The sequence below is a fragment of the Streptomyces sp. NPDC002787 genome (assembly GCF_053592095.1).
The window spans coordinates 227,895-253,872 of record NZ_JBSFVC010000012.1 but is presented as its reverse complement, the minus strand read 5'-3'; the positions used below and the strand labels follow the sequence as shown (position 1 = coordinate 253,872).

27 protein-coding genes and 1 pseudogene are annotated in these 25,978 nt (G+C 70.7%); 13 read left to right on the top strand and 15 right to left on the bottom strand.

Translation table 11 applies throughout. From position 1 onward, the window contains the following. The first annotated feature begins 447 nt into the window (after positions 1–447). The 8 genes from pstS (at position 448) to ACWD26_RS18970 (ending at position 8,381) form a co-directional block, all read left to right on the top strand. Positions 448–1,578, top strand: a complete 1,131-nt coding sequence (gene pstS, locus ACWD26_RS19005; RefSeq protein WP_451271417.1) for a phosphate ABC transporter substrate-binding protein PstS — start codon at positions 448–450, stop codon at positions 1,576–1,578. 137 nt (positions 1,579–1,715) lie between these two features. Next, positions 1,716–2,723: a phosphate ABC transporter permease subunit PstC gene (pstC, locus tag ACWD26_RS19000; RefSeq protein WP_451271415.1), complete on the top strand. Its 1,008-nt coding sequence runs from the start codon at positions 1,716–1,718 to the stop codon at positions 2,721–2,723. After that, complete coding sequence (gene pstA / locus ACWD26_RS18995) at positions 2,720–3,784, top strand: phosphate ABC transporter permease PstA (RefSeq protein WP_451271414.1); 1,065 nt, start codon at positions 2,720–2,722, stop codon at positions 3,782–3,784. The genes pstC and pstA overlap by 4 nt, the downstream gene beginning before the upstream one ends. 69 nt (positions 3,785–3,853) lie before the next feature. Next, positions 3,854–4,630: a phosphate ABC transporter ATP-binding protein PstB gene (gene pstB, locus ACWD26_RS18990; protein ID WP_451271412.1), complete on the top strand. Its 777-nt coding sequence runs from the start codon at positions 3,854–3,856 to the stop codon at positions 4,628–4,630. Positions 4,631–4,771: 141 nt separating this feature from the next. Continuing rightward, entirely contained in the window at positions 4,772–6,313 is a 1,542-nt protein-coding gene (locus ACWD26_RS18985; RefSeq protein ID WP_451271410.1) for an FAD-dependent oxidoreductase, read from the top strand. A gap of 8 nt (positions 6,314–6,321) precedes the next feature. Then, positions 6,322–6,837, top strand: a complete 516-nt coding sequence (locus tag ACWD26_RS18980) for a nitroreductase family deazaflavin-dependent oxidoreductase (RefSeq protein ID WP_451271408.1) — start codon at positions 6,322–6,324, stop codon at positions 6,835–6,837. A 72-nt stretch (positions 6,838–6,909) separates the two neighbouring features. Then, positions 6,910–7,539, top strand: coding sequence for an ATP-binding cassette domain-containing protein (locus ACWD26_RS18975; protein ID WP_451271406.1), 630 nt, complete (start codon positions 6,910–6,912; stop codon positions 7,537–7,539). Next, positions 7,536–8,381, top strand: coding sequence for an ABC transporter permease (locus ACWD26_RS18970; protein ID WP_451271404.1), 846 nt, complete (start codon positions 7,536–7,538; stop codon positions 8,379–8,381). Before ACWD26_RS18975 ends, ACWD26_RS18970 begins: the two co-directional genes overlap by 4 nt. A 72-nt stretch (positions 8,382–8,453) precedes the next feature. Here ACWD26_RS18970 and ACWD26_RS18965 read toward each other — a convergent pair whose 3' ends face one another. Both ACWD26_RS18965 and ACWD26_RS18960 read right to left on the bottom strand, forming a co-directional pair. Beyond that, positions 8,454–9,452: an anion permease gene (locus tag ACWD26_RS18965; RefSeq protein ID WP_451271402.1), complete on the bottom strand. Its 999-nt coding sequence runs from the start codon at positions 9,450–9,452 to the stop codon at positions 8,454–8,456. A gap of 7 nt (positions 9,453–9,459) precedes the next feature. Then, complete coding sequence (locus tag ACWD26_RS18960; RefSeq protein WP_383844445.1) at positions 9,460–10,080, bottom strand: DUF47 domain-containing protein; 621 nt, start codon at positions 10,078–10,080, stop codon at positions 9,460–9,462. A gap of 188 nt (positions 10,081–10,268) precedes the next feature. On the opposite strand from ACWD26_RS18960, the gene ACWD26_RS18955 reads away from it, so the two are divergent. Then, positions 10,269–10,634, top strand: coding sequence for a metal-sensitive transcriptional regulator (locus tag ACWD26_RS18955; protein WP_451271400.1), 366 nt, complete (start codon positions 10,269–10,271; stop codon positions 10,632–10,634). Between the two features lie 121 nt (positions 10,635–10,755). Here the strand turns inward: ACWD26_RS18955 and ACWD26_RS18950 are convergent, their stop codons facing one another. Both ACWD26_RS18950 and ACWD26_RS18945 read right to left on the bottom strand, forming a co-directional pair. Continuing rightward, a complete protein-coding gene (locus ACWD26_RS18950) occupies positions 10,756–10,944 on the bottom strand; it encodes a hypothetical protein (protein WP_451271398.1) in 189 nt (62 codons plus the stop codon). A gap of 115 nt (positions 10,945–11,059) precedes the next feature. Next, positions 11,060–11,893: a hypothetical protein gene (locus ACWD26_RS18945; protein WP_451271486.1), complete on the bottom strand. Its 834-nt coding sequence runs from the start codon at positions 11,891–11,893 to the stop codon at positions 11,060–11,062. Between the two features lie 126 nt (positions 11,894–12,019). On the opposite strand from ACWD26_RS18945, the gene ACWD26_RS18940 reads away from it, so the two are divergent. Further along, positions 12,020–12,223 carry a hypothetical protein gene (locus ACWD26_RS18940; RefSeq protein WP_451271396.1) on the top strand — a complete coding sequence of 68 codons (204 nt, stop codon included), beginning with the start codon at positions 12,020–12,022 and terminating at the stop codon, positions 12,221–12,223. A gap of 81 nt (positions 12,224–12,304) precedes the next feature. Here the strand turns inward: ACWD26_RS18940 and ACWD26_RS18935 are convergent, their stop codons facing one another. The 8 genes from ACWD26_RS18935 to mshD all read right to left on the bottom strand — a co-directional run bounded on the left by ACWD26_RS18935 (position 12,305) and on the right by mshD (position 20,867). Continuing rightward, a complete protein-coding gene (locus ACWD26_RS18935; RefSeq protein WP_451271394.1) occupies positions 12,305–12,727 on the bottom strand; it encodes an NUDIX hydrolase in 423 nt (140 codons plus the stop codon). Beyond that, entirely contained in the window at positions 12,724–13,854 is a 1,131-nt protein-coding gene (locus ACWD26_RS18930) for a CHAD domain-containing protein (protein ID WP_451271392.1), read from the bottom strand. The genes ACWD26_RS18935 and ACWD26_RS18930 overlap by 4 nt, the downstream gene beginning before the upstream one ends. Then, entirely contained in the window at positions 13,835–16,069 is a 2,235-nt protein-coding gene (locus tag ACWD26_RS18925) for an RNA degradosome polyphosphate kinase (protein ID WP_451271484.1), read from the bottom strand. Before ACWD26_RS18925 ends, ACWD26_RS18930 begins: the two co-directional genes overlap by 20 nt. Positions 16,070–16,497: 428 nt before the next feature. Next, positions 16,498–17,490 carry an ABC transporter permease gene (locus ACWD26_RS18920; protein WP_451271390.1) on the bottom strand — a complete coding sequence of 331 codons (993 nt, stop codon included), beginning with the start codon at positions 17,488–17,490 and terminating at the stop codon, positions 16,498–16,500. Beyond that, positions 17,487–18,485, bottom strand: coding sequence for an ABC transporter permease (locus tag ACWD26_RS18915; RefSeq protein WP_451271388.1), 999 nt, complete (start codon positions 18,483–18,485; stop codon positions 17,487–17,489). The genes ACWD26_RS18920 and ACWD26_RS18915 overlap by 4 nt, the downstream gene beginning before the upstream one ends. Continuing rightward, on the bottom strand, positions 18,482–19,426 hold the full coding sequence (locus ACWD26_RS18910; RefSeq protein WP_451271386.1) for an ABC transporter ATP-binding protein: 945 nt from the start codon (positions 19,424–19,426) through the stop codon (positions 18,482–18,484). Before ACWD26_RS18910 ends, ACWD26_RS18915 begins: the two co-directional genes overlap by 4 nt. After that, positions 19,423–19,818: a GntR family transcriptional regulator gene (locus ACWD26_RS18905; protein WP_391011123.1), complete on the bottom strand. Its 396-nt coding sequence runs from the start codon at positions 19,816–19,818 to the stop codon at positions 19,423–19,425. Before ACWD26_RS18905 ends, ACWD26_RS18910 begins: the two co-directional genes overlap by 4 nt. A 107-nt stretch (positions 19,819–19,925) precedes the next feature. After that, positions 19,926–20,867 (bottom strand): mycothiol synthase, encoded by a 942-nt coding sequence (gene mshD / locus ACWD26_RS18900; RefSeq protein ID WP_451271384.1) that lies wholly within the window; start codon positions 20,865–20,867, stop codon positions 19,926–19,928. A gap of 285 nt (positions 20,868–21,152) precedes the next feature. Here mshD and ACWD26_RS18895 point away from each other — a divergent pair, with 285 nt between their 5' ends. Then, positions 21,153–22,964: a bifunctional metallophosphatase/5'-nucleotidase gene (locus ACWD26_RS18895; protein ID WP_451271382.1), complete on the top strand. Its 1,812-nt coding sequence runs from the start codon at positions 21,153–21,155 to the stop codon at positions 22,962–22,964. Between the two features lie 101 nt (positions 22,965–23,065). Here the strand turns inward: ACWD26_RS18895 and ACWD26_RS18890 are convergent, their stop codons facing one another. Beyond that, on the bottom strand, positions 23,066–23,920 hold the full coding sequence (locus ACWD26_RS18890; protein WP_451271380.1) for a hypothetical protein: 855 nt from the start codon (positions 23,918–23,920) through the stop codon (positions 23,066–23,068). Between the two features lie 314 nt (positions 23,921–24,234). On the opposite strand from ACWD26_RS18890, the gene ACWD26_RS18885 reads away from it, so the two are divergent. Then, positions 24,235–24,897 (top strand): lysophospholipid acyltransferase family protein, encoded by a 663-nt coding sequence (locus ACWD26_RS18885; protein ID WP_451271378.1) that lies wholly within the window; start codon positions 24,235–24,237, stop codon positions 24,895–24,897. A gap of 25 nt (positions 24,898–24,922) precedes the next feature. Here the strand turns inward: ACWD26_RS18885 and ACWD26_RS18880 are convergent, their stop codons facing one another. Next, on the bottom strand, positions 24,923–25,252 hold the full coding sequence (locus ACWD26_RS18880; RefSeq protein WP_451271376.1) for a hypothetical protein: 330 nt from the start codon (positions 25,250–25,252) through the stop codon (positions 24,923–24,925). Beyond that, on the bottom strand, positions 25,249–25,383 hold the full coding sequence (locus ACWD26_RS18875; RefSeq protein WP_451271374.1) for a hypothetical protein: 135 nt from the start codon (positions 25,381–25,383) through the stop codon (positions 25,249–25,251). Before ACWD26_RS18875 ends, ACWD26_RS18880 begins: the two co-directional genes overlap by 4 nt. 336 nt (positions 25,384–25,719) lie before the next feature. On the opposite strand from ACWD26_RS18875, the pseudogene ACWD26_RS18870 reads away from it, so the two are divergent. Beyond that, positions 25,720–25,956 (top strand): annotated as a pseudogene (locus ACWD26_RS18870) (helix-turn-helix domain-containing protein); the annotation flags it as partial. Positions 25,957–25,978: the final 22 nt, after the last annotated feature.

The following is a 25,978-nucleotide window of genomic DNA, read 5'->3' as shown; positions in this document are numbered from 1 at the left end:
TCGGTGGGGTGGAAGCGGGCGGATGTGCCGGTGCGTGCGGCTTGTTGCGGCTTGCCGCGCGGTTCCCCGCGCCCCCCTTTCGGGGGTTGAGCAGGGGATCGACGCTCTGTGTAGCCGAATGGATGCTTAGAGTTACGCGGTCGTTCGTCGTCGAGGCCGAGGAGGGGGCGTCGGGATGCACACGTGTCCTCCCCGTAAGCGTTCCGTTACCTCACCGCACTTTCGGCAGGGGTTCACCCGCCGTTCACTTCCGTCCATCGGCGGCTTCACCTGATCTGCCTAATTTCGGCCTTACCCGGTGCGGGGTGCGGACCGAAATGCGGCCATGCAGCCCGTGACGACAGCAGTCTGAGGGACCGAAGGCATCAGCGGAACGGGTCCCGAGGCTGATACGACGACTTCGCACGCCGCCATGTGGACGGCGGCTCCTGGAAGGAACTCCCGAAAGTGAAGCTTCAGCGCAAGAACCGGCTGCGCGCCCTTTCTCTCGGTGCTGTCGCCGTCACCGGCGCCCTGACCCTCACGGCGTGCGGGTCCGACGACACCACTGGCGGCACGGGTGGCTCGGGCGACAGCACGGCGTCCGCCAGCAAGATCGACTGCGGCGACGCCAAGGGCCAGCTGCTGGCCGACGGCTCCTCCGCGCAGAAGAACGCGATCGACGCCTGGGTGAAGCAGTACTCGGCCGCCTGCAAGGACGTCGTGATCAACTACAAGGGCAGCGGTTCGGGCGCCGGTATCACCGCGTTCACCCAGGGCCAGGTCGCCTTCGCGGGCTCCGACTCGGCGCTGAAGCCCGAAGAGGTCACAGCCTCCAAGGAGGTCTGCTCCGGCGGTCAGGGCATCGACCTGCCGATGGTCGGCGGTCCGATCGCCGTCGGTTACAACGTCCCGGGTGTCGACAACCTGATCCTGGACGCCAAGACCCTCGCCCTGATCTTCGACAGCAAGATCACCAACTGGAACGACAAGGCCATCGCGGCGCTCAACCCCGACGCCCAGCTGCCCGACCTCAAGATCCAGGCCTTCCACCGCTCGGACGAGTCCGGCACCACGGACAACTTCACCAAGTACCTGATCGCCGCGGCCGGCGACAACTGGAAGTACGAGGGCGGCAAGGCCTGGCAGGCCGAGGGCGGCCAGTCCGCGCAGGGCTCCTCCGGTGTCGCCCAGGGCGTGAAGGAGACCAAGGGCGCGATCTCCTACATGGAGCTCTCCTACGCCAAGGACGGCATCAGCACGGTCGACATCAAGACCGGTGCCGCCGAGCCGGTCGAGGCGACCGTCGACAACGCCACCAAGGCCATCGCCGAGGCCCAGGTCGTGGGCACCGGCAAGGACCTCGCGCTGAAGCTCAACTACGAGCCCACCGCCGAGGGCGCCTACCCGATCACCCTCGTCACCTACGAGATCGTCTGTGACAAGGGCAACAAGGCGGAGACCCTCCCCGCCACCAAGTCCTTCCTCACCTACATCGCGTCCGAGGACGGCCAGGCGCTGCTCTCCGAGGCCGGCTACGCGCCGATGCCCGAGGAGATCATCACCAAGGTCCGTACGACCATCTCGGAACTGAGCTGACCTGAGTGCGGTCCGGTCCCCACCGGGACCGGGCCGCACCGTCCGGTGCACCGCCGCCAGGAGCCTCCCCCCACCGGGTGCGGCTCCGCCCCGAGCCGACGCCCGCACGACGACGGCTCCGCAGACCGGAGAACCTGATGGATATATCCACGACAAAAGACACGCCCGCTCCCCCCACCCCACAGCCTTCCGACGCCGAGCAGAAGCGCGTCGCCCGCGCGGCCACCCGCCCCGGCGACCGGATCTTCCTCGGCCTTTCGCGCGGGTCCGGCATCTTCCTGCTCGCGCTCATGGCGGCCATCGCCGTCTTCCTGAGCTACCGGGCCGTGCTCGCGATCAGCAAGGACGAGGGCAACTTCTTCACCACCTTCGAGTGGAACCCCACCGGGAACCCGCCGGTCTTCGGCATCGCGGTCCTGGCCTTCGGCACCATCGTCTCGTCGATCATCGCGATGGCCATCGCGGTCCCGGTCGCGGTCGGTATCGCCCTCTTCATCACGCACTACGCCCCGCGCAGGCTGGGCGGCCCCATCGCGTACGTGATCGACCTGCTCGCCGCCGTGCCGTCCATCGTGTACGGCCTCTGGGGCGCCCTGGTCCTCGTACCGCAGCTCGACGGCCTCTACGGCTGGCTGAACGACTACCTCGGCTGGACCGGCATCCTCTCGTGGGAGGGCGGCGCCCCCCGCTCGATGCTCACCGTCGGCATCCTGCTCGCGATCATGATCCTGCCGATCATCACCAACGTGAGCCGCGAGGTCTTCCGGCAGGTCCCGCAGATGCACGAGGAGGCCGCCCTGGCCCTCGGCGCCACCCGCTGGGAAGTCATCCGCATGGCCGTCCTGCCCTTCGGGCGCTCCGGTGTCATCTCCGCCTCGATGCTCGGCCTCGGCCGCGCGCTCGGCGAGACGATGGCCGTGGCGATGGTCCTGTCCTCCAGCTTCGAGATCAACCTCAGCCTGCTCGACCCGGGCGGCGGTACCTTCGCCCAGAACATCGCCAGCAAGTTCAGTGAGGCGACCGTGATGGGCCAGGACGCCCTCATCGCCTCCGGTCTGGTCCTGTTCGTCATCACCCTGCTGGTCAATGGCGCGGCCCGGATGATCATCGCCCGCCGCAAGGAGTTCTCGGGGGCCAACGGATGAGCAACGCAACTCTCTCCCCGAAGGGCCCGAGCACGCTGCGCGCCGCGTCCCTGCCCAAGTGGTTCGCCTGGGCGGTCGCCGCCGGCTCCGTCGCCCTCGGCCTCGGCATCAGCGCCGCGGCCGGCCTCGAGAGCTCCATCCAGTGGGCCCTGATCGCCGGAGTCCTCTTCGTCCTCGGCTCGTACGCCATCGCCGCGCGCGTCGAGGGCAAGCGGCAGGCCAGGGACCGGGTCGCCACCAGCCTCGTCTGGGTCGCGTTCCTGCTCGCCGTGATCCCGCTGGCCTCCCTCGTCTACGAGACCGTCAAGCGCGGTGTGAAGGTCCTCGACGGCTACTTCCTCAGCCACTCGATGGGCGTGGTCTCCACCTCCGAGCCCGGCGGCGGCATCTACCACGCCATCCTCGGCACCCTGGAGCAGGTCGGCCTCGCCGCCCTGATCTCCGTGCCGATCGGTGTGCTGACCGCGATCTACCTGGTCGAGTACGGCCGCGGCAAGCTCGCCAAGGCCGTCACCTTCTTCGTCGACGTCATGACGGGCATCCCGTCGATCGTCGCGGGTCTGTTCATCCTCAGTACCTGGATCCTGATCCTGAAGATGGGCCCCTCCGGCTTCGCCGGCGCGATGGCGCTGACCATCCTGATGCTGCCGGTCGTCGTCCGCTCCACCGAGGAGATGCTCAAGCTCGTCCCGAACGAGCTGCGCGAGGCCTCGCTGGCCCTCGGCGTGCCGAAGTGGCGCACCATCCTCAAGGTGGTGCTGCCGACCGCGATCGGTGGTATCACGACAGGTGTGATGCTCGCTGTCGCCCGTATCGCCGGTGAGACCGCTCCCGTCCTGCTGCTGGTGTGGGGTTCGAACTTCATCAACGCGAACCCCTTCTCGGACCCGCAGGCCTCGCTGCCGATGTACATCTATCTGCAGTTCCAGCAGAGCGGCGGCTCCGGTGCGGCGTACGACCGTGCCTGGGCGGCGTCACTGACGCTGATCGCCTTCATCATGATCCTGAACCTGGCGGCCCGCGGCATCGCCCGCTGGAAGGCGCCGAAGTCCGGTCGCTGACGCGGCCATAACAGCGACCAGATCCCCCGAATTCCCCGCGAATTCCTCGCGAAAGAAGCAGTGATTTCCATGGCCAAGCGAATCGACGTCAGCGGCCTCAACGCCTATTACGGCTCCTTCCGGGCCATCGAGGACATCTCGATGACCGTCGAGCCCCGGACCGTGACGGCCTTCATCGGCCCCTCCGGCTGCGGCAAGTCCACGTTCCTGCGCACCCTGAACCGGATGCACGAGGTGACGCCGGGCGGCCGGGTCGAGGGCAAGGTCATGCTCGACGACGAGGACCTGTACGGCACCGGGGTCGACCCGGTGTCGGTGCGGCGTGAGGTCGGCATGGTCTTCCAGCGCCCGAACCCGTTCCCCACGATGTCGATCTACGACAACGTGGCGGCCGGCCTGAAGCTGGTCGGCACCAAGAAGAAGTCCGAGCTGGACGACATCGTCGAGAAGTCCCTCAAGGGCGCGAACCTCTGGAACGAGGTCAAGGACCGCCTCAGCAAGCCCGGTTCCGGCCTCTCCGGCGGTCAGCAGCAGCGTCTGTGCATCGCCCGCGCCATCGCGGTCGAGCCGAAGGTGCTGCTGATGGACGAGCCGTGCTCCGCGCTCGACCCGATCTCGACGCTCGCCATCGAGGACCTCATCGGTGAGCTGAAGGAGCGCTTCACGATCGTCATCGTGACGCACAACATGCAGCAGGCGGCGCGTGTCTCCGACCGTACGGCGTTCTTCAACCTCGCCGCCGTCGGGCAGCCCGGCAAGCTCATCGAGATAGACGACACGGAGCGGATCTTCTCCAACCCGTCCGTCCAGGCCACGGAGGACTACATCTCCGGCCGCTTCGGCTAGGCCGACCTCCCGAAACCCCTCGCGGTGCTGCATGGCGGTGCCGCCGCGAGGTAGATAAAGGGCCCGCCCCCGGCTCCCGGGGGCGGGCCCGTCGCCGTTCGGCGCACGTGACCCGGGGGCCCGCGCCGCGTTGTGCCCGGCATGGTGCGTGTGGTCGTGGTCGGGTCCGGGTTCGGCGGGAGCGTGGCGGCGCTCCGGCTGGCGGAGAAGGGCTACCGGGTGACCGTCGTCGAGGCGGGCAAGCGGTACGCCGAGGAGGACTTCGCCGCCTCGCCGTGGGACCTGCGGCGCATGCTGTGGGCGCCGCGGCTCGGGATGTACGGCATCGTGCGCTGTCATCCCCGGCGGCATGTGCTGACGCTGGCGGGAGCCGGTGTCGGCGGCGGCTCCCTGGCCTACGGCAACGTCCACCACCGGCCCGACGACTCGGTGTTCGCCGCCGAGGGCTGGGACCCGGCGGTCGACTGGGCCCGTGAACTCGCCCCCTTCTACGACACCGCCGCACGCATGCTGGGCACCGCCCATGTCCCGCTGCCGGACCGGCCGCACGCGGGGGAGACCGTACTGCGGCGGGTGGCGCGGGACCTCGGGGCGGGCGACACCTTCCGCACGACCCGGGTCGGCGTGCACTTCGGGGAGCCCGGCGCACGCGTCCCCGACCCCTACTTCGGCGGACTGGGCCCGGACCGCGCCGGCTGTACGGGCTGCGCGCGCTGTGTCCTCGGCTGCCGGGTGGGCGCCAAGAACACCCTCACCACCAACTACCTCCACCTCGCCGAGCGGCTCGGCGTCGAGATCCGCCCGCTGACCACGGTCACCGATCTCCGCTCGCTGCCGGGCGACCGCTGGGAGGTGCACACCGTACGGTCCGGGCCGGTGCCGTACCGGGAGCGCGCGGTGCTGACCGCCGACCGGGTCGTCCTGGCCGCCGGTGCCTGGGGCACCGTCCGGCTGCTGCACCGCTGCCGGGCCGGCGGAAGCCTGCCGTATCTGTCCCCGGCGCTCGGCAGCCGTACCTGCACCAACCGCGAGGTCATCCTCGCCGCGTCCGCCCCCGGCTTCGACGTAGGCCCGGGCGTCTCGGTCGGCGCCGAACTGCGGCCCGACGACACGACCCTCGTCCAGCTCTGCCGGGTCGGACCCGGTGCGGATCCCATGGCGGCGATGCTCCTGCCGCTGCCCCGGCACCGCGCGGAGGACGACGACCGGCCCGGGAAGCCGGCCAAGGCGCTGGTGCGGCAGGGGGACGGGGCGGTGTCGGCGGGGCGGTTCGGGCGGCGGACCGCGCTCATGGTCGCCATGGAGCGGCGCGAGTCGACGCTGGTCAGCCGGTACCGGTGGGGCCGGATGAGCTTCACCCGGGGCACCGGCGCGGCCGAGCCGGTGCGGCTGCCCGTCGCCGAGGAGGTGGCCCGGCGGTACGCCGAGCGGATCGGCGGGGCGGCGTACGGCTGGTGGCTGAACCGGCTGCTGGGGGTGCCCTTCACCGCGCACCTCATGGGCGGCTGCCCCCTGGGCACCGACGAACGGGCCTCGGTCGCCGGCCCTGACCACCGCGTCCACGGCTACCCCACGCTGTACGTCGCCGACGCCTCGGTGATTCCGGCCAACCTGGGCCTGAACCCGTCGCTGACCATCACCGCGCTCGCCGAACGGGCCTTCGCCCACTGGCCCGAAACGTGAGGGAGGCCATGCGCGACCATGAGCCCCGGCCGATCCACCCGCTCGTCGTCCGTGCGGGCCGTACCCGGCTGTTCCTGCGGCTGGCCCCTCGTCTGCTGCCCGCGTGCGACCGGGCGGTGCACCGGCTCACCGGCGGCCGGTGGCTGCCCAGTCGGCTGTTCCTGCCGACCGTGCTGCTCACCACCACCGGGCACCGCAGCGGCTGCCCGCGCACCACACCGCTGTGCGCCTACCGGTACGGCAACGGCGACTGGCTGGTCGTCGCCTCCAACTTCGGGCGGCCCGAGCACCCGGCCTGGAGCACCAACCTGCTGCACCGGCCGGACGCCGTGGTGACCTGGCGGGGGCACCGGCAGGCGGTCACCGCCCGGCTGCTGTCCGCCGCCGACGCCGCTGCGGAACGGCAGCGGATCCTCACCGTCCTGCCGGTGTACGACGACTACGCGGCCCGCGCCGGGCGGCCGTCGCGCGTCTTCCGGCTGCACCCGGCCGCCCGCGCCGACACGCCCCCGGCAGGCGCGTGACCTGCGCGGGGTCCGCTCGTTGGCGGGGCGGAAGCCCGCCGAGGGAGGGCAGCCGCCGAGGAGGGGAAGCACGTGGAGCGGACGGTGAGTCTGCGGGCCAGCGGTGTCCACAAGGCGTACGGACGGGCCAAGGTGCTGCGCGGCGCCTCGCTGGAGGTGCCGACCGGGTCCGTGGTCGGGGTCGTGGGGGAGAACGGCACCGGGAAGACCACGCTGTTACGGGTCCTGGTCGGCGAGCTGACGGCCGACGCGGGGACCGTGGAGCGGGCCGGGCCGCTCGGGTACTGCCCGCAGCACGCGGTGGTCAACGACCAGCTCACCGTCGACCAGCATCTGCGGTTCTTCCAGATCGCCTACCGCCTCGACGACCTGCGGACGGCCCACCGGCTGCTGGAGGTCCTCTCCTTCGAGCGGTGCCGGGAGCAGCGCGTGGGCACGCTGAGCGGCGGCACCAAACAGAAGCTCAACCTCACCCTGGCCCTCATGCACGACCCGCCGATCCTGGTCCTCGACGAGCCCTACCAGGGCTTCGACTGGGAGACGTACCAGCGGTTCTGGCAGCTCACGGCGGAGCTGCGGGCGGCCGGCCGGTCCGTCCTCGTTGTCTCGCACATCGCCCACGACCGGGACCGCTTCGACACGATCGGCCACCTCGTCGAGGGCGTGGTCCGGCAGTCGGCCGGCGGGGGGACGGCGGCGTGAGGCGGTGCTGGGAGACGTTCCGTACGGCGCTGTGGTTCGAGCTCGTCGGGCATGCCCGCAACCGGCTGGCGATCATCCTGGCGGTGGGGTTCCTGCCGTTCCAGAACCGGATGTTCCACGCCGTCGCCCACCCCGGGGAGATCGGGTTCCGGCTCAACTCGCTGTCCCGTGAGGTGAGGGTCACCGCCGACCATGTGAACCAGCTCTCGGGCGCCCTGCACGCCGTCACCATGATCGTCGGGCTCACCCTGTTCATGGCGTCGTTCAAGACCGGCGCGTTCGACCGGCGCCTGGTGCTGGCCGGCTTCCCGCGCACCTCCCTCATCGTGGCCCGGGTCGTCGGCCTGTGCATCGTGTCCGGTCTGCTCGCGCTGTACGCGGCGCTCGTGCAGTGGCTGGCCTGGCCGGTCGAGCGGTTCTGGGGCGTGGCGGTGGCGATGTTCACCGCAGGGCTCGTCTACGGCGGGCTCGGCATCCTCCTGGGCGCGCTGGTCCGCAACGAGTTGGAGGGCATGTTCACCGTCGTCATGGCCAGCCTCGTCGACATGGGGCTGCAGAACCCGATCACCAACCCGGTCGCCGACCAGCCCGGCCTGTGGGCCCTGCCCACCTACGGCCCGGTCCAGGTCGCCACCGCGACCGGCTTCACCGCCGACCTCCCCCTCACCCATCTGCTGCTCGGCCTCGCCTGGTGCGTCACCGCCTCGACGGCCGGCCTGCTGGCCTTCGCGGCCCGCACCTGGTCGTACGCCCCGTCCGGTACGCGCACCGGAGGGGCGCCCCGGCTGGGGACGACGGGTCACGCCGAGGCGTCGGCCGACACGTCCCGGCTGCCGGACTGACCGTCGTCAGGCCCGTGCCGGGGGCGGCCCGCCCTCGGGGCGAGTGAGGGGGTGGGCCGAGGGCGCCGGTGGCTACAGGAACGCCAGGTTCACGATCCAGAAGCTCGTCGCGGCGACGAGGGCCGCGGCCGGCATCGTGATGAACCAGCCGAGGACGATGTTCTTGGCCACGCCCCAGCGGACGGCGTTGACGCGCTTGGTCGCGCCGACGCCCATGATCGCCGAGGTGATGATGTGGGTCGTGGAGATGGGGGCCTTGAAGATGAAGGCCGTGATGAACATGATCGACGCGCCGGTCGTCTCGGCGGCGAAACCCTGCGGCGGATCGAGCTCGATGATCTTCCGGCCCAGGGTGCGCATGATGCGCCAGCCGCCCGCGTACGTACCGAGGGACAGCATCACCGCGCAGACGATCTTCACCCAGATCGGAATCGGGTCGCCGTAGTCCTCGACGTCCGCGATGACCAGGGCCATCACCACGATGCCCATCGTCTTCTGGGCGTCCTGGAGACCGTGGCCGAGGGCCATGCCCGCCGCCGACACCGTCTGCGCTATACGGAAACCGCGCTTGGCCTTGTGCGGGTTGGCTCGGCGGAAGATCCACATGATCCCGGCCATCACCAGATAGCCGACGACCAGGCCGACCAGCGGTGACACGAACATCGGGATGACGATCTTCTCCAGCACACCGGACCAGTAGACCGTCGTACCGCCCGCGAGCGCCGCGCCCACCATGCCGCCGAACAGCGCGTGGGAGGAGGACGAGGGGAGACCGAAGTACCAGGTGACCAGGTTCCAGGTGATCGCGCCGACCAGGGCCGCGAAGAGGATGCCCATCCCCTTGGAGCCCTCGGGCGTGGAGATCAGGCCCTCGCTGACCGTCTTGGCGACGCCGCTGCCGAGGAAGGCGCCGACAAGGTTCATGACAGCGGCCATGGCGAGGGCGGCGCGTGGCGTCAGGGCGCGCGTCGAGACCGACGTCGCGATCGCGTTCGCCGAGTCGTGGAAGCCGTTGGTGTACGTGAAGAAGAGCGCGACCCCGATGGTCACGACCAGAGCGAAGGTGTCCATGAAGAGTTCAGGACTCCTTGACGGCGATGGTCTCCACCGTGTTCGCCACGTGCTCGAAGGCGTCCGCCGCCTCCTCCAGCACATCCACGATCTGCTTGAGCTTGAGGACCTCTATGGCGTCGTACTTGCCGTTGAAGAGGTGGGCCAGGAGCTTGCGGTGGATCTGGTCCGCCTGGTTCTCCAGTCGGTTGACCTCGATCCAGTACTCGGTGAGGTTGTCCATCGTGCGGAGGTTGGGCATCGCCTCGGCGGTCAGCTCGGCGGCGCGTGCCAGCACCTCGATCTGCTGCTCGACGCCCTTGGGCAGTTCCTCCACGTTGTAGAGGACGACCAGGTCGACGGCCTCCTCCATGAAGTCCATGATGTCGTCGAGGGAGGACGCGAGGTTGTAGATGTCCTCGCGGTCGAAGGGCGTGATGAACGAGGAGTTCAGCTGGTGGAAGATCGCGTGTGTGGCGTCGTCACCGGCGTGTTCAGCGGCCCGCATACGCTCTGCGATCTCGGCCCGGCCGGCGGTGTCCGCCCCGAGCAGTTCCATGAGGAGTTTCGAGCCCGTGACGATGTTGTCCGCGGATGCGGCGAACATGTCATAGAAGCTCGTCTCCCTGGGGGTCAGACGGAAGCGCACGTGGGGTCCTCGGTATGCATTGGTTTCGGTCAGGCTGATGCTAGGCGCATCATCCGGCCACGGCTAATGGGCCGTCCCCCAGTGTCGCCCATCGGGCAGTTTTACCGGCAGGGGGGCCGCCCGCAGGGCGTATACCCGCCAGAGTCCGTTACGATATACCCGGTAGGGGTATATGTCTGGAGGCTGCGATGACGACCACAGGGGCCGGCGCTGAAACGCCCTCCGCCGTAGACGGCGTGGAGCCGGCAGTCGTGACCGACCACGACCGTGGAATCCACGGGTACCACAAGCAGAAGGACGAACACCTGAAGCGCCTGCGGCGCATCGAGGGTCAGATCCGTGGGCTACAGCGGATGGTCGACGAGGACGTCTACTGCATCGACATACTCACCCAGGTCTCCGCCTCCACCAAGGCCCTGCAGTCCTTCGCGCTGCAGCTCCTGGAGGAACATCTGCGGCACTGCGTCGCCGACGCGGCCCTCAAGGGCGGCGCCGAGATCGACGCGAAGGTGGAGGAGGCCACGAAGGCGATCGGCCGGCTGCTGCGGACCTGAGGGTGCGGGGGCTTGGAGGGCCGTACTGCCGGGGGTCGTTTTTCGGCCACCGGACGTTCCACCGGTACGGCCGCCGAGTACGGCTCCCGGCGCGGTCGCCCGCTGCCGACGCGCTCGCCCCCTACCGGGGCGTTCCGCCCTCGTCGTGGGCGCGTTCTTCCCAGACGCGCAGGACCTCGTCGATGCGGTCGCGGCTGAGACGGTCGCCGTCGGTGGTGGAGGCCGCGATGATGAGGTCGCCGCAGAGCTCGATCTCGGCGAGGGCCACGTGGTCCTGAACCGCCGTACCGCCTGCCGGAGCCACGCGCATCACCTCGTCTCTGCCGTCACCGACTCCTAGGGTAGGCAGCGGCCCACAGCCGGCGCATGGCACCAACGGACCATTTCCGGCCCCGTCCTCCGCCCTCCTCCTCGGGTCCTCGGGGTTACTCCTCCGCGATCTTCCCGGCGTAGATGTCCTCCGGCCTCGGCAGCCGTACGGAGACGGGGACGCCGAAGTCGTACAGCAGGGTCGTCGAGGCGACGGCGACCGTGCCCTGTTGTGCGCCGTTGACGAAGCTGAAGCGGTGGCGGACCTTGCGGATGCGGCCCTCGTCGTCGAGGTAGGCGTCGAAGGGGACCCGGGCCGTGGCGAAGCCCTTGGCGGCGGCGCGCAGCGGGGCCCGGTTGCCCTCGGAGGCCGCGCGGGAGGCCGTGGTCAGGTCGGCGGTGCCGCGGAAGTGCCGGACCCGGGTGCCGTCGACCTCCGCCTCCCCGACGTACGTCGCCGTACGGGTCCCGCGCAGGACCTCGGCGGCGGCGAAGGGGTCGGTGGCGCCGCCGGTGACCAGATTGCCGTCGGAGAGGGTGCCGGTGTCGACGCGGACCCACTTGTCGGCGGGGACGCCCGCGCCGCGGTTCTTCATGAACAGGGCGCCGGGGGCGAGGAGTTCGGTGATCGGGCGGTGCTCCTCGGTGCCGACGGGGTCGTGCGGCAGCAGCACCTTCAGCCTGCCGAGCTGTCTGCCGTAGTCGTAGACGCCCTCGCCGTGGATGGTGACGCGGGTGCCGCCGGTGGCCATCTCCATCTCCGTGCGGGCCTTGGAGCTGCCCGCGCGGACGAGGGCGGGAGCGGCGCGGTGCAGGAGGTCGACCGGGTCGGAGGGGAGGGCGCCGCCGTCGGTGTCGGGGACCGCGCAGCCGGTGACACCGGCCGCGCCGACGATGAGTCCCGCCGCGACGAGCACCGCGCCCGTCCTGCTGTGCCGCCGCGTCACCATCGCCTGCCAACCCCCTGGCCGGGTCCGTACCGGTTCGTCCTGCTGGTTCGGATAACGACGGGTGGGGAGGGTTGTCACGCCAAGGGGCTTCTCACCTTGGGGGAAGCGGCCGAGGCGGAGGCGATCATGGTTGCGGTGCTTGCCCTGGGTAACGTTGTGGGTGTGGCGCACCAGGACGAGCCGGTTCCCCCGCAGCAGCACCGTACGACCACCGTCGAGCAGGGGCGGTTCTGCGTGGCGAGATGCAGTTGTGGGTGGCGTGGGCCGGCCAGACGGGCGCGGAGTCTGGCCCGGACGGACGCGGAGGGGCACGCGGCGGGCGGGGCGTGACGGTCCGGGAGAGCGGGCCGCGCGCGGGTCATGAACGCGGCTCGCGCGTGCGCCTCACGCGTGACGGCTCGCGCGTGCGCCTCACGCGTGACGGAGGGTCGCCAGGAACTCGTCGATCAGCTCACGGTCGTGGGGCTGGGTGAGGCGGTCGCGGGCGGCGGCCGGGTCCAGCCAGCTGACCCGGTCGACCTCGTGGTTGGCCGTGAACCGACCGTCCGTCGCCTCGGCCGCCCAGTAACTCACCTGTTTGGCACGGCCGTTGACGAAGTAGTGGGTCATGGACAGCCGAGGGCCGGGCGCACAGCGGTAGCCGGTCTCCTCCTCGACCTCGCGCAACGCGCCGGCGAGGGGTTCCTCGCCGCGCTTCAGCTTCCCCTTGGGGTGGGACCAGTCGTCGTACTTCGGCCGGTGGACCAGGCAGAACTCCAGGCCACCGCCCTCGGGGGAACGGCGCCACAGGACGCAGCCCGCCGCGTGGACGACGGTGTCGGTGCTCCCGGTCAAGACGTACTCACCGTCTCCTTCTGCCAGGACTGCTGGAACGCGAAGCGGGATGCCTCCACTTCGTGGCGCTGGTCGGCGTGGAGGACGCCGAGGGCGTAGGCCGTCGCCGGGGCGATACGGGGGGTGCGGGCGGCGGCGGCCGCCGCGGAGGCCGCCTCGGAGGCGTCGCGGTGGCGGTTGAGGGCCTCGCCGGCCGCGAGCAGGCGTACGTCGACGGGGACGGCCTCGGGGTGGAGGACCTCCAGGGCGTAGCGGTGGAGGCGGAGCAGGAGGCGGACCTGGTGCCAGGAGGCGTCCTGGGGGTGGGGGGCGGTCTCGGGGGAGAGGCCGTGGATGAGGGCCTCGGCGTTGTAGGGGTGGCCGGCGGTGTGGAGCGGGAGGCCGGTGATCGCGTCGCAGAGGCGGTCGTGGGCGGCGGCGGCCAGGGGGCGCAGGTCCGTGGTGGGGGCGGTGGGGGTGAGGGGGACCTCGCTGGCCAGGACGGCGACGCTGTCCGCGACCGCGTGGAAGCGGGACGAGCCGAGGGCCTGGAGGGCCGCGGAGTGGGCTCGGGTGCGGGCGAGGGTGAGTTGGCGGTCCAGGAGGGCGCCGGCCTTGGCGGCGCCCACGGTGAGGTTGCCGCGCTCGGGGGCCGGCTGGGAGCGCGGGGCGGCGGTGGCCGGTGCCTCCCCCGCTCTCGGCTTCACGCGAGCGGGGGGACCTCCATCGCCCACCCGTGCCGCCCCGGCGGCCCGACTGCCCGCAGCCACACCTGCCTGGGCAGGGAACCCGGTGGCCCCCGACAGGCGGTTCAGGGCCGTCACCAGGCGGTCCAGGCGGGCCGCGTACGCGTGCTCGCGGCCCAACGTGCCGGAGAGCCAGGCCAGTTCGGGGCGGAGGGACTCCGACCAGTCGGCGTCCAGGAGCGGCCGGAAGGTGTGCAGGGTGCCGCTGATGCGGCGGGCCGAGCGGCGCAGGGCGAGGGCCGCCTCGGTGGACTCCTCGGCTCCGGACGCCGCGCCCCCACCGGTTTCGCGGTGGGTGCGCAGCGCGCGGAGGAACTCCGTGGCCTGGGCCCGCAGATAGCCGGCGAGGGCATCGGCGGGTACGGCCGTGGGGTTCGTGGGGTCAAGGTGTCGCTGTGCCACGCCGGCGCCTCCGGGCGTCAATGAGCATCTCCTGGACGTTGCGCAGGGGCTGGCCGTCCGCGTCGTACGAGTGCCGGGTCCACTCGCCGTCGGGGCCGAGGTGCCAGGAGGAGGTCGTGTCGGACATACCGGTCTCCAGGAGGCGGTTGAGCGCCGCCCGGTGGGCCGGGTCGGTGACCCGTACCAGGGCCTCGATCCGGCGGTCGAGGTTGCGGTGCATCATGTCGGCGCTGCCGAACCAGACCTCGGGCTCGCCGCCGTTGCCGAAGCCGAAGACGCGGGAGTGCTCCAGGAAGCGGCCGAGGACGGAACGGACCCGGATGTTGTCCGAGAGGCCGGGGACGCCGGGTCGTACCGCGCAGATGCCGCGTACCCAGATGTCGACCGGCACCCCGGCCTGCGAGGCCCGGTAGCAGGCGTCGATCAGGGCCTCGTCCACCATCGAGTTGACCTTGATGCGGACGTACGCGGGACGTCCGGCACGGTGGTGCTGGACCTCCTTGTTGATCCGGGCGATCAGGCCGTCGCGCAGGGACTTCGGGGCGACGAGCAGGCGGCGGTAGGTCTCGCGGCGGGAGTAGCCGGAGAGCCGGTTGAACAGGTCGGAGAGGTCCGCGCCGACCTGCGGGTCCGCCGTCAGCAGGCCCAGGTCCTCGTAGAGACGGGCCGTCTTCGGGTGGTAGTTGCCCGTGCCCACGTGGCTGTAGCGGCGGAGGGTGTCGCCCTCCTGGCGGACCACCAGGGAGAGCTTGCAGTGGGTCTTCAGGCCGACCAGGCCGTAGACGACGTGGCAGCCCGCCTCCTCCAGCTTGCGGGCCCACTTGATGTTGGCCTGCTCGTCGAAGCGGGCCTTGATCTCGACCAGCACGAGGACCTGCTTGCCGGACTCGGCGGCGTCGATCAGCGCGTCGACGATCGGGGAGTCGCCCGAGGTCCGGTACAGGGTCTGCTTGATGGCGAGGACGTCCGGGTCGCCGGCCGCCTGCTCCAGGAACGCCTGCACGGAGGTGGAGAAGGAGTCGTACGGGTGGTGCAGCAGGACGTCGCGCTCGCGCAGGGCGGCGAAGACGTCGGGCGGCGAGGACGACTCGACCTCCGCCAGGTCGCGGTGGGTGCCCGCGATGAACTTCGGGTACTTCAGCTCGGGCCGGTCCAGGGCGCCGATGCCGAAGAGACCGGTGAGGTCCAGGGGACCCGGCAGCGGGTACACCTCGGCCTCGGAGATCTTCAGCTCCCGTACCAGCAGGTCCAGGACGTACCGGTCGATGGACTCCTCGACCTCCAGGCGCACCGGCGGCCCGAAGCGGCGCCGCATGAGCTCCTTCTCCAGGGCCTGGAGCAGGTTCTCGGCGTCGTCCTCCTCGACCTCCAGGTCCTCGTTGCGGGTGAGGCGGAAGGCGTGGTGCTCCAGGACCTCCATGCCCGGGAACAGCTCCTCCAGGTGCGCCGCTATGACGTCCTCGATCGGCACGTACCGGTTGGGTGAGGCCTCCAGGAAGCGGGAGAGGAGCGGCGGGACCTTGACGCGGGCGAAGTGGCGGTGGCCGGAGACCGGGTTGCGCACGACGACCGCGAGGTTGAGGGAGAGCCCCGAGATGTACGGGAAGGGGTGGGCCGGGTCGACGGCCAGCGGCGTGAGGACCGGGAAGATCTGGTGCCGGAAGAGCGTGAAGAGGCGGGCCTGCTCCTTCTCCGTCAGCTCGCTCCAGCGGACCACGTGGATGCCCTCTTCGGCCAGCGCGGGGGCGATGTCCTCGTGGAAGTTGGCGGCGTGCCGGGCCATCAGCTCGCGGGAGCGGGCCCAGATCATCTCCAGCACCTCGCGGGGCTGGAGCCCGGAGGCGGACTTCGTGGCGACGCCGGTGGCGATACGGCGCTTCAGACCGGCCACCCGGACCATGAAGAACTCGTCCAGGTTGCTGGCGAAGATCGCCAGGAACTTGGCCCGTTCGAGCAGGGGCGTGTTCGGGTCCTCGGCGAGCTCCAGGACGCGCTCGTTGAACGCGAGCCAGCTGCGCTCCCGGTCCAGGAAACGGCCCTGCGGCAGTTGCTCGCCGTCGTACGGGGCCTCCTCGTAGGCGTCGAGGTCGGCGTCCATGTCGGGTTCGAGATCGGAGACGACCGCCGACACGGTGTGCGGGCGGTGGGCGGCTATGGAGCCGACGGACGGCTGCGCGTGCTGGACCTGGGCTGCCTGGGTGTTGGACTGGCTCATGGCACCATTCTTCCGCGCCGCGAGCATCACAGGCGCGTCGGACAGGGCCGGGGGGAGCGCGGGGACGTGCGAGGAGGCGTTCGCGGCGTCGTTGTGGGCGATGTCCGCGTCGATGCGCGCGACGACGTCCGCGGTCAGGTCGGGGGTGACGACCGCGGTCTCCTGGAGGTCGCTCCCCGCACCCTTCCCGTTGCTTGGGCCGTTGCGTGGGGGAGGCGAGGGCTCGGGCACGACGGGGTTCATTGCGGAAGCGTCGCAAGGTCGTCTGAATCACCGGTTACAAAGACCTTACGTGCGGGATAGCGCAGGGAGGACCGCCGGTTCCGCGACGGCATGCGCGAGGCCCCGGCGCACACCGTTCTCTCCCCGTACGCCCTTGGCACGCCCCTCCCCCCGTGGGAAGGGCGTGCCGGTCTAGGGGGTGGCCGTCAGTGGGTTGGTGTGGGGCGGCCGTCAGTGGGTGTGTGGCGGCGCAGCAGCCAGAAGGCCGCGACGGTGGCGAGGACGGTGACGGCGAGGACGACGCCGGTGGCCATGAGGTGCAGGGGCCAGAAGTGGGAGGGCGGGTGCACCTCGGCGTACAGGCCGGTGAACTCGTGTGTGGCCATGCACGCGCGGACGGCGTCCGTGCTCTCGCCGACGAAGCAGCTCAGGTCTGCGACCCGGGAGCCCGACTCGGTGATCGCACCGAGGTCGAGCTGATCGGTGTTGTTCGGCACCGTGCTCGCGGCGGTGTCCGTGAGCGTGGTGGCCGGCCACAGCTTGTCGGTGTGCCGGTCGAGGTACACGTGGAACCAGCCAATGAAGCCGAGGGCCACGGCGAGCGCCGGCAGCGCACGCTTCAGGGCGAGGCCCGCCAAGGCGCCGACGGCCAGCGCGCACAGCGCGTACGCCACGAGCAGCGGGCCCCGGTTCACCATCGGGTCGGGGTTGAACCACTCCTCGCCCACCATGCCCCGGTCCGCCGCCCAGGCCCAGCGGTAGAGCAGGACCAGCACGGTGGTGCCGAGGACCAGCGCGACGGCGGGAACGGCCAGCTTGGCGGCCAGCCACCTCGTGGGGGTGACCGACTGGGTCCAGGCCAGCTGTGCCGTGCCCCGCTCCAGCTCACGGCCGGTCAGGGAGGCACCGGCCCAGGCGGCCACGCCGTAGCAGAGGTAGGAGACGAGCGTGCCGATCATGCTCATGCCCGAGCTGTACGTCATCGCCGCCGTGACGTCGATGCACGGGTCGCTGTCGCCGCACGAGGCCACCTCCCGGTCGATCTCGGACAGAGTGACGATCCTCAGCCAGAGCAGCCACCCGGAGACGGCCAGGACGTACGCGCTCCACACCAGCAACGCCGGGCGGTGCACCCGCAGCACGGTCCAGCGGAGGCCAGGACGGGTGTCGTGACCCGATTGAGCGGTCGTGGCGGTCATCCGGTCCCTCCCGCACGGCGGCGGAGCACGCGGAAGACGGCCAGGACGAGCAGGGCGGTGGCGGCGAGGACGATGCCGGTCTCGACGAGCTGGAGGGGCCAGAAGTGGGAGGAGGGGTGGAAGTCGGCGTAGAAGGTGACGGCGTCGGTCCGGCCGCAGCTGTCGTCCGTGCACGCCACGTCCGAGACGCGCTCGCCCGTGCTGGTGATGAAGCCGCGGTCGACCAGCTCGCCGGTCCAGTCCCGGTCCGCGGTCTTGGAGACGAGGGTCTCGGTGGGCCACAGCCGGTGACGGTTCGACTGGAGTGTCACCGCGAGGGCGGCCGTGCCTAGCAGACCGGCGGCGAGCGCGGGCAGGGAGCGGCGCAGCAGCAGGCCGGCGACGGCGCCGAAGGCCAGACCGAACAGGGCGTAGGCCGTGGCGACGGTGCCGTTGGCCGCGAAGGTCTCGGACTGGAACCAGTCGCGGTTGCCGAGCGCGTGCCGCAGTTCCTCGTCCGACCACCACAGCAGGCGGTGCAGCAGGGTCAGCAGGACGGTGCCCGAGGCGATCAGGGCGGCCGGCACGGCGAGCTTGGCGGCGAGCCAGCGGGTCGGGGTGACGGACTGGGTCCAGGCCAGTCGGGCGGTGCCGCTCTCCAGCTCGCGGGCGATCAGAGCGCCACCGGCCCAGGCGCCGATCAGGACCGGGGCGACGGCGAGGACGACGGTGCCGAAGGTGACGGCCAGGTCGTACAGGTTGTAGGCGGGGCCGACCTCGCAGTAGTCGGCCTGGGCGCAGTCGCCGGCCCGGTACTCGGCCCAGGCCGCGCCCACGCCCGGTCCGGCGGCCCACAGGAGCCCACCGGCGGCCAGCCCCACGAACAGCCCCCAGAACCACAGGGCCGACTGGTGCAGGCGGAGCACGGCCCGGATCAGCCCCCGGGCCGGGGTCAGGGCCGGGGCCGGGTTCCCGGAGCGGGTGGTCCCGACGGTCTCCGTCGTCATGGTGCTCATACGGCTGCCCCCCGCGCCTCGGCCCCGTTGGTGTCGTCGGCGTCGTCGCCGTGGTCCGTGTCGTGCCCGCCCTCGTCGTCGATGGTGAGAGCCGGGGCCTCGGGCGCCCTCAGATGGGCGAGGACCAGCTCCTCCAGGGTCGGCTCGGCGGTCTGCCAGGCGGGCCCGACCGGGCCCTGCGGGCGGATCAGCGCGGTGAGTTGACGCCCTTTCGTCCGGGACTCGACCACGGTGTGCGGGGCGAGGTCGGCGACCGGGCCGGTGACCAGGGTGTGGGCGGCGAGGATGTCTTCCAGCGGACCCGCGAGGCGCACGCGCCCGGCGCCCAGCAGGAACAGGTGGTCGCAGGAACCCTCGAGTTCGGCCACCACGTGCGAGGACATGACAACCGTGGTGCCGCGCTCGGCGGAGTCCGCGAGCAGGGCGCCCATCAGCTGGTGGCGGGCGAGCGGGTCGAGGTCGGCCATCGGCTCGTCCAGGAGCAGCAGTTCGGGCCGCTTGCCGAGGGCCAGGGCGAGCGCGACCCGGGTGCGCTGGCCGCCGGAGAGGGAGCGGATCTTGGCGCCCCGGTCGAGACCTCCCTCGTCCACGACCCGCTCGGCGGCGGCCGTGTCCCACCGCCGGGGGTTGAGCTCGCGGCCCAGCCGCAGGGTCTCCGCGACGGTCAGCTGCGGATAGAGGGGCTTGTCCTGGGCGACGTACGCGATGCGCTCGCGGGCCGCCGCCGGTGTCGTCCCCAGCACGCTGATGCCGCCCTCGGTGGGGCCGAGCAGGCCGGCCGCGTGGGCCAGCAGTGTCGACTTGCCGGCGCCGTTCGGTCCGACGACCGCGCACACCCGCCCCACCGGAAGCCGCAGCGTGCAGTCACGCAGCGCCCAGCCCCCTCGCCGCCACCCGAACCTCTTGCCGAGCGCGGCCGCCTCCATCGCGGTCCTCGTCATGCCTCGTCCCCCTGATCCTTCTTGAAGTGTTCTTCCAGTACGGAGGTGAACAGCGCCTCCACGTCGTCCCGTTCGAGCCCGGTGTCCCGGGCCTTCACGGTCCACGCGTCCAGTTCGGCCCGCAGCGGCGAGTCGACCGGTGTGGTGCCCAGTGACTTCCGTACGAACGTGCCGAGGCCGCGGCGGGCCTCGACCAGGCCTTCGCGCTCCAGCTCGCGGTAGGCCTTCAGCACCGTGTTCGGGTTGATCGCGGTGGCTTCCACGACCTCTCGGGCCGTGGGGAGCTTGTCGCCGGGTTCCAACAGGCCCAGCCGCAGGGCCTGTTTGGTCTGCTGGACGATCTGCACATAGGTGGCGACACCGCTGCGCCGGTCGATGCGGTACTCGACCACTCGAACAACCACCCTTTCACTAATTGAGTAGTGAAAGGGTGGTGCAAGAGAGGGGACGGTGTCAACGCCACCGTCCCCTGCCTGTGGAAAACTTCCGGATCGGGCCGTTATGTCTCCGAGCGGTACATCAGGTCCGTCTCGTACGTCACGAAACCCAGCCGCTCGTACACCGTCACCGCCGCCTTGTTGTCCGCGTCGACGTAGAGCATCGCGGTCGGCAGGCCCTGCGCGGCCAGATGGCGCAGGCCGATCGTGGTGAGCGCCTTGCCGAGGCCGCCGCCCTGGGCGCCGGGGCGGACTCCGACGACGTAGACCTCGCCGAGCTGTTCGGCGGCGTGCACCTTCGTCCAGTGGAAGCCGATCAGTTCGCCGTCGCGGAACGCCAGGAAGAAGCCCGCCGGGTCGAACCAGGGTTCGGCCTTGCGGTCGTCGAGGTCGCGCTGGGTGAGGGAGCCCTGTTCGGGGTGGTGGGCGAAGGCCTCCGCGTTCGCGGCGAGCCAGGCCGCGTCGTCCTCGCCGGGGGTGAAGGCGCGGACGGTGACGCTGTCGGGGAGCGCCGGCTCGGGTGGGTCGAAATCGGCCAGGGAGCGGCGCATCTGGCGCAGTTCGCGGAAGAGGGTGAGGCCGAGGACCTGGGCGAGGTGGCGGGCGGCGGAGTGGCCGCCGTGCGCCCAGACGCGCAGGCGCTTGCCGGACTCGGCGAGCAGGGCGGAGCCGAGGGCGCGGCCGTGGCCGTGGCCCCGGTGGGAGGGGTGGACGACCAGCTCGGCGGCGGGGGCCTCCACCGGGTCGGTGTCCTCCAGTTGGGCGTAGCCGACGAGCTGGGTGCCGACGGTGAGGAGGAGATGCCGTACGCCGTCGCGAGCCGCTCCGCGGAGGTGGAGCCGGCCCTGCTCGGACACCGCCTGCTGGCCGTCGACCTGGGCGGACTCTTCGAGGAGGCTGAGGACGGCCGCCTTCTGGTCGGGGGTGAGTTCCAGGCGGGTTTCGATACTGCGTGCGGCTGCGCTGGCCGCTGCGCTCGGCCGGCCGGTGTCGTCGCTGGTCATGGGTTCGAGGTTAACCGGGCTGCTCCGCAGAGAGCGCGGAAGAGCTCGGCCGGTTCTGTGGTCTTGCGGCTGCCGGTGGTCTGTGGTTGATCGCGCCCCGCGGCGGAGCCGCTGATGTCACTGCCCCGCGCCCCTGAGGTTGTCCCCCTTTGTCATCAGTTCTCCCCGACGGCAATCAGGTCGTAACCATGAACCCTCTCCCGCGCTACGCGCGTTGACCCTAGGCTTCGGGCCGACGGGGCCTGTCTCACGTTTTTCTTACTTCCATACGAACCAGGGGGGCACATGTCAGCCACACCCCAAGCGCAGCGCCGCAGAAGCCGCCGTAACCGGATCCTCGCCGTGGCGGCCGGACTGGCGACCGTAGGGGCGCTGGCCGCCGCGATCCCGGCGAGCGCCGGTGAGGCGAAGCCGTCCAAGCCCGGCAAGGAGAAGCCGGGCCGGTACCAGGACGTGCAGCTGCTGTCGTTCAACGACCTGCACGGCAACCTGGAGCCGCCGGCCGGTTCCTCGGGCCGGGTCACGCACGTCCACGAGGACGGTCACACCGAGACGATCAACGCCGGTGGCGTCGAGTACCTCGCCACGCATCTGCGCGACGCCCGCCGGGCCGACGACTACTCGATCACGGCCGCCGCCGGTGACATGGTCGGCGCCTCCCCGCTGATCTCGGGTCTTTTCCACGACGAGCCCACCATCGAGGCGCTGAACGGCCTCGACCTGGACGTCACGAGCGTCGGCAACCACGAGTTCGACGAGGGTGCCAAGGAACTGGCCCGGCTGCAGAAGGGCGGCTGCCACCCGACCGACGGCTGCTACGTCAAGGGCAAGAAGTTCAAGGGCGCCGACTTCCCGTACCTCGCGGCGAACGTCATCGAGGAGAAGACCAAGAAGCCGCTCCTGAAGCCCTACTGGGTGTGGAAGAAGAACGGCGTCAAGATCGGCTTCATCGGTGTGACCCTGGAGGACACCCCGGGCGTCGTCTCCGCCGAGGGCGTCAAGGGCCTCAAGTTCAAGGACGAGGTCCAGACGATCAACAAGTACGCCAAGGAGCTGGAGCGCCAGGGCGTCAGGTCGGTCGTGGCGCTGATCCACGAGGGCGGTGCCCCCGCCTCCACGTCGTACAACTACGACTGCGACTCGCCCGGCGCCGGTGACGGCATCTCCGGTCCGATCGTCGACATCGCCAAGAACATCACGCCGAAGGTCGACGCCCTCGTCACCGGCCACACGCACGCCGCGTACGCCTGCACCATCAACGACCCGGCGGGCAAGCCGCGCACGGTCACCTCGGCCGCGTCCTTCGGCCGCCTCTACACCGACACGACGCTGACGTACGACCGCCGGACCGGCGACATCGCCCGTACGGCCGTGACGTCCGCGAACCACGTGGTCACCCGTGACGTGGAGAAGGCCGCCGACATGACGGCCCTCATCAGCAGGTGGAACACCCTCGCCGCGCCCATCGGCAACCGCGCCATCGGCCACATATCCGCCGATGTGCCGAACGCCGGCACCGAGTCCCCGATGGGTGACCTGATCGCCGACGCGCAGTACTGGTACGGCAAGGCGCTGGACCCCGAGGTCGACCTCGCGCTGATGAACCCCGGTGGTGTGCGCGCGCCGCTCACCTACGCGGCCAAGGGCACCGAGGGCGACGGCGTGGTGACCTACGCCGAGGGCTTCACCGTCCAGCCGTTCTCCAACACGGTCAATCTGCAGGACTTCACGGGCGCCCAGCTCATCTCGGTCCTCAAGGAGCAGGTGAGCGGGACGAACGCCGCCGCGCCGAAGGTGCTGCTGCCGTCGTCCGGTCTGACGTACACGCTCGACCTGACGAAGACCGGCGCGGACCGGATCGTCGTCGACAGCGTCAAGCTCAACGGTGCCGCGATCGACCCGGCCGCCACGTACCGCGTCGCGACCAACAGCTTCCTCGCGGGCGGCGGCGACGGCTTCCCGACGCTGGGCCAGGGCACGAACGACCTGGTCGGCGGCGATGACCTCGCCGCGCTCGAGCAGTACCTGCTGGCCAACTCCTCGGCCGCGAACCCGATCGCCCCGCCGGCCGCCAACCGGATCACGATCATCAGCTAGCGCCCGCTGCGCCGCTTCCTCCGCACCGCGGCGCGTCCATGGCTGAACGAGCGGTTCCCCGTGCCCCTGTGAGGGGCGCGGGGAACCGCTTTTTCACCACCTCAGCGGGCGCAGGTCTCCGGGTCCAGCTTCTCCTCCCACTTGTCCTCACGGCCGTCGGGCTGGCCGTTGGGGAGGAGCTTGTCGGAGACGCCGTCGATGTAGTAGCCGTACGAGTAGATCGTGCGGTAGGAGCGGTCGCGCCAGGTGTGGACGGTCTTCTCGCCGTTGCCCTTGTTCCAGGAGTAGTCCTCGACGTAGAAGACCGGGTTGACGCGGACCACGCGCTGGTACGGCGTCCACGTCACGGCGACCTGGGTGCATGGCGGGATCGTCTTCTCGCTGCGGCGCTCGAAGCTCGACGTCTTCTCCCAGCCCCACTCGTAGCTGAAGCTGCCGCCCGCACTGCCCGAGAAGATGCTCTTGGCGACGGAGAGGCTGAGGGTGGCGCCGACGCTCTTCTTGGCGAACGTCTTCGTGCTGTAGCTGCTGACGAAGGTCTCCTTGTCGTCCTTCGACCCCCGGTTGCCGATCCACGGCGAGGTACGGACCGGCGCGCCCTTGGTGGACCAGGTCGACGCCTGCGCGTAGCCACACCAGCCACGGAAGAGCTCCCAGTCACCGGCCGGCGTCCACAGCCCGAAGACGTCCCGGTGGTACTCGTCCTTGGTCTTGAACTCGCCCGTCCGGACGTTGAGGGCGCCATACACGCCCGTCAGACTCGTCTCCTGGGCGCAGAGCCGCTCGATCATCGAGTCGGTGTCGCCGGGGTCGACGCCGCGGATGTTCGTCGCGCCGCCCGGGCCGGTGGCGGCCTGGGCGGAACCGGTGCCGGCAAGGACACCGGACACGGCCAGCGCGGTGGAGACCGCGACGAGTGCGCTCTTCTTCAGGGCTGCCTTGAGTGCGGTTCGCATGGTTGTGCGCTCCTACTGCTGTACGCCGGCGTCGGCCACCACCGGTTCTGTCGTCTGGGGGAACGGAGAACTCGAAGAACTCACCAGCAGCGAACACGACCGACATCACATGGGCGTCAGAGATCTCTCAGACCCTTCTCAGAAACTTGTCACGAACCTGTCACGCAAGATCCACAAGGCTTGCGCTCCCGCGCGCGAGGACATCAAGGCCATCTGGGTATCCGGCACGGCCGAAGTTGAGTACGAGCACTCAGGGCCGGTCGCGGTGGGCCGCCGACGATGAAGGCCATCACCGTCGAGACCGGGAGACCCACATGCTCAGCCGCCTCGCCGACGTCCTGGTACCCGCCGTAGGACGTCTGACCATGACCGCCGAGGCGGGCCCCGTCCTGATGCCGGGCAGCATCATCGCCGCGAACCACACCTCGCTCGCCGACCCCGTCGTCGTACTCGCCGCGCTGCATCGCCTCGGCGTCCAGCCGGTCGTCATGGCCGCCGCCGACCTGTGGCGCGCCCCGCTGCTCGGCCGTGCGCTCGCCCGCGAGGGACACATACCCGTCCACCGCCGGGACCCGCGCGCCGCCCGCGCGCTCGACCTCGCCGCGGCCGCGCTGGACGAGGGCCGACTTGTCCTCATCTACGCCGAGGGCGGGATCCCGCTTCGCAGGGACGCCGCCGAGGCCGCACCCGAACCGTTCCGCAGCGGGCTGTCCCGGCTCGCCGCACGCACCGGAGCGCCCGTCGTCCCGGTCGGCCAGGCCGGGGCGCGCCGGGTCACCTCGGGAAACACGGCCAAGCAGCTCGCGGGCCTGCTCACCGCACCGGTGCGACGCCCCCACCTCCACGTCCACGTGGGGACACCACTCACCCTCACCGGCGCCCACCCCGCCGACACGGGGCGAGCGCACCGCGCGGTGACGGCGGCCTGGCGGACGGCGGCCGCCCAGCTGGGGGAGCCGGCGGCGTTCGCGGCGTAGCACGGGGTGCCGGCGGGCCGGTCACCTACGGCTGGGCCCGGGCATCCGCACCACCGTCCTCGCCGCCTTCGTCGTCCACGCCGATCCGCCGCCGCCGACTGAGCGCGATCCGCAGCACGTCCTCCAACGACTCCACGGCCCGCGTGAGCGCGAACCGCACCGCCCGCTCCCCTGCCGCCGCGTCCCCGAGTACGGCCCTGCCGCCCGCCACCACCTCCTCCGCCGACCCGAGTTGCATGACCTCCACGCTGTCGGCGAGCTGGGAGAGGGCTCCCGGGTGCGCGGTGTCCGGGTCCAGGTAACAGGGCTTCCCGTCGGGCGTCGTCCAGGGCAACAGCCGCAGACCGCTCATCATGCGGGCACTCCCATCCCGTGGACGTACAGCTCTTCCGCAGTGAGCACGTAGGGCCGTACGAAGGCGTCGTACGGCTCGAAGAGCCAGATGTCGTCGACGGGCGGACGGGGGCGCGGCGGGGCGGGGTCCAACGTCCTTTCCTCGCAGAGGGGTCGGCCTGTCGCCGCCGCCCGACGCCGGGCGTGTCCGGGCAACAGGACCGCGCAGAGTCTCGCGACGAATCCGAGCATGACGATGCCTCCTGATCGTGGGCAGGGGAGGGTTTGACGAGCGGTGATTACCGTTCGTGCCCTGATCGTCACAGCTGCCACGTATGCTGCGGAAGAGGTCTGGTGTTGTCTGGAGCGCCAGACCACGGTGGGGGGTGACGTGGGCGAACGGTTGACGCGGAAGCCGAGTCGGGGCGTTCTGTGCTCGGTCGGACACTGCGGTTCCTGCGGGAGAAGGCAGGTAAGACGCTGGGGCAGATGGCCGACGAGACGGGCTACGACAAGAGCTATCTGAGCCGCTTGGAGTCGGGTGGGCGCCTGTCCAAGATGACGGTCATGGAGGACCTGGACGCCTACTATGGCTCTGGTGACCTGCTGGTTTGTCTCTGGAAGGTGGCTCGGATCGATGCCTTCAAGGACAAGTACAAGGAGTACATGCGGTTGGAGGACGCGGCACGGATGGTGCGCGTGTTCACGCCGAACGTGCCTGGGCTGTTGCAGACCGAAGAATTCGCTC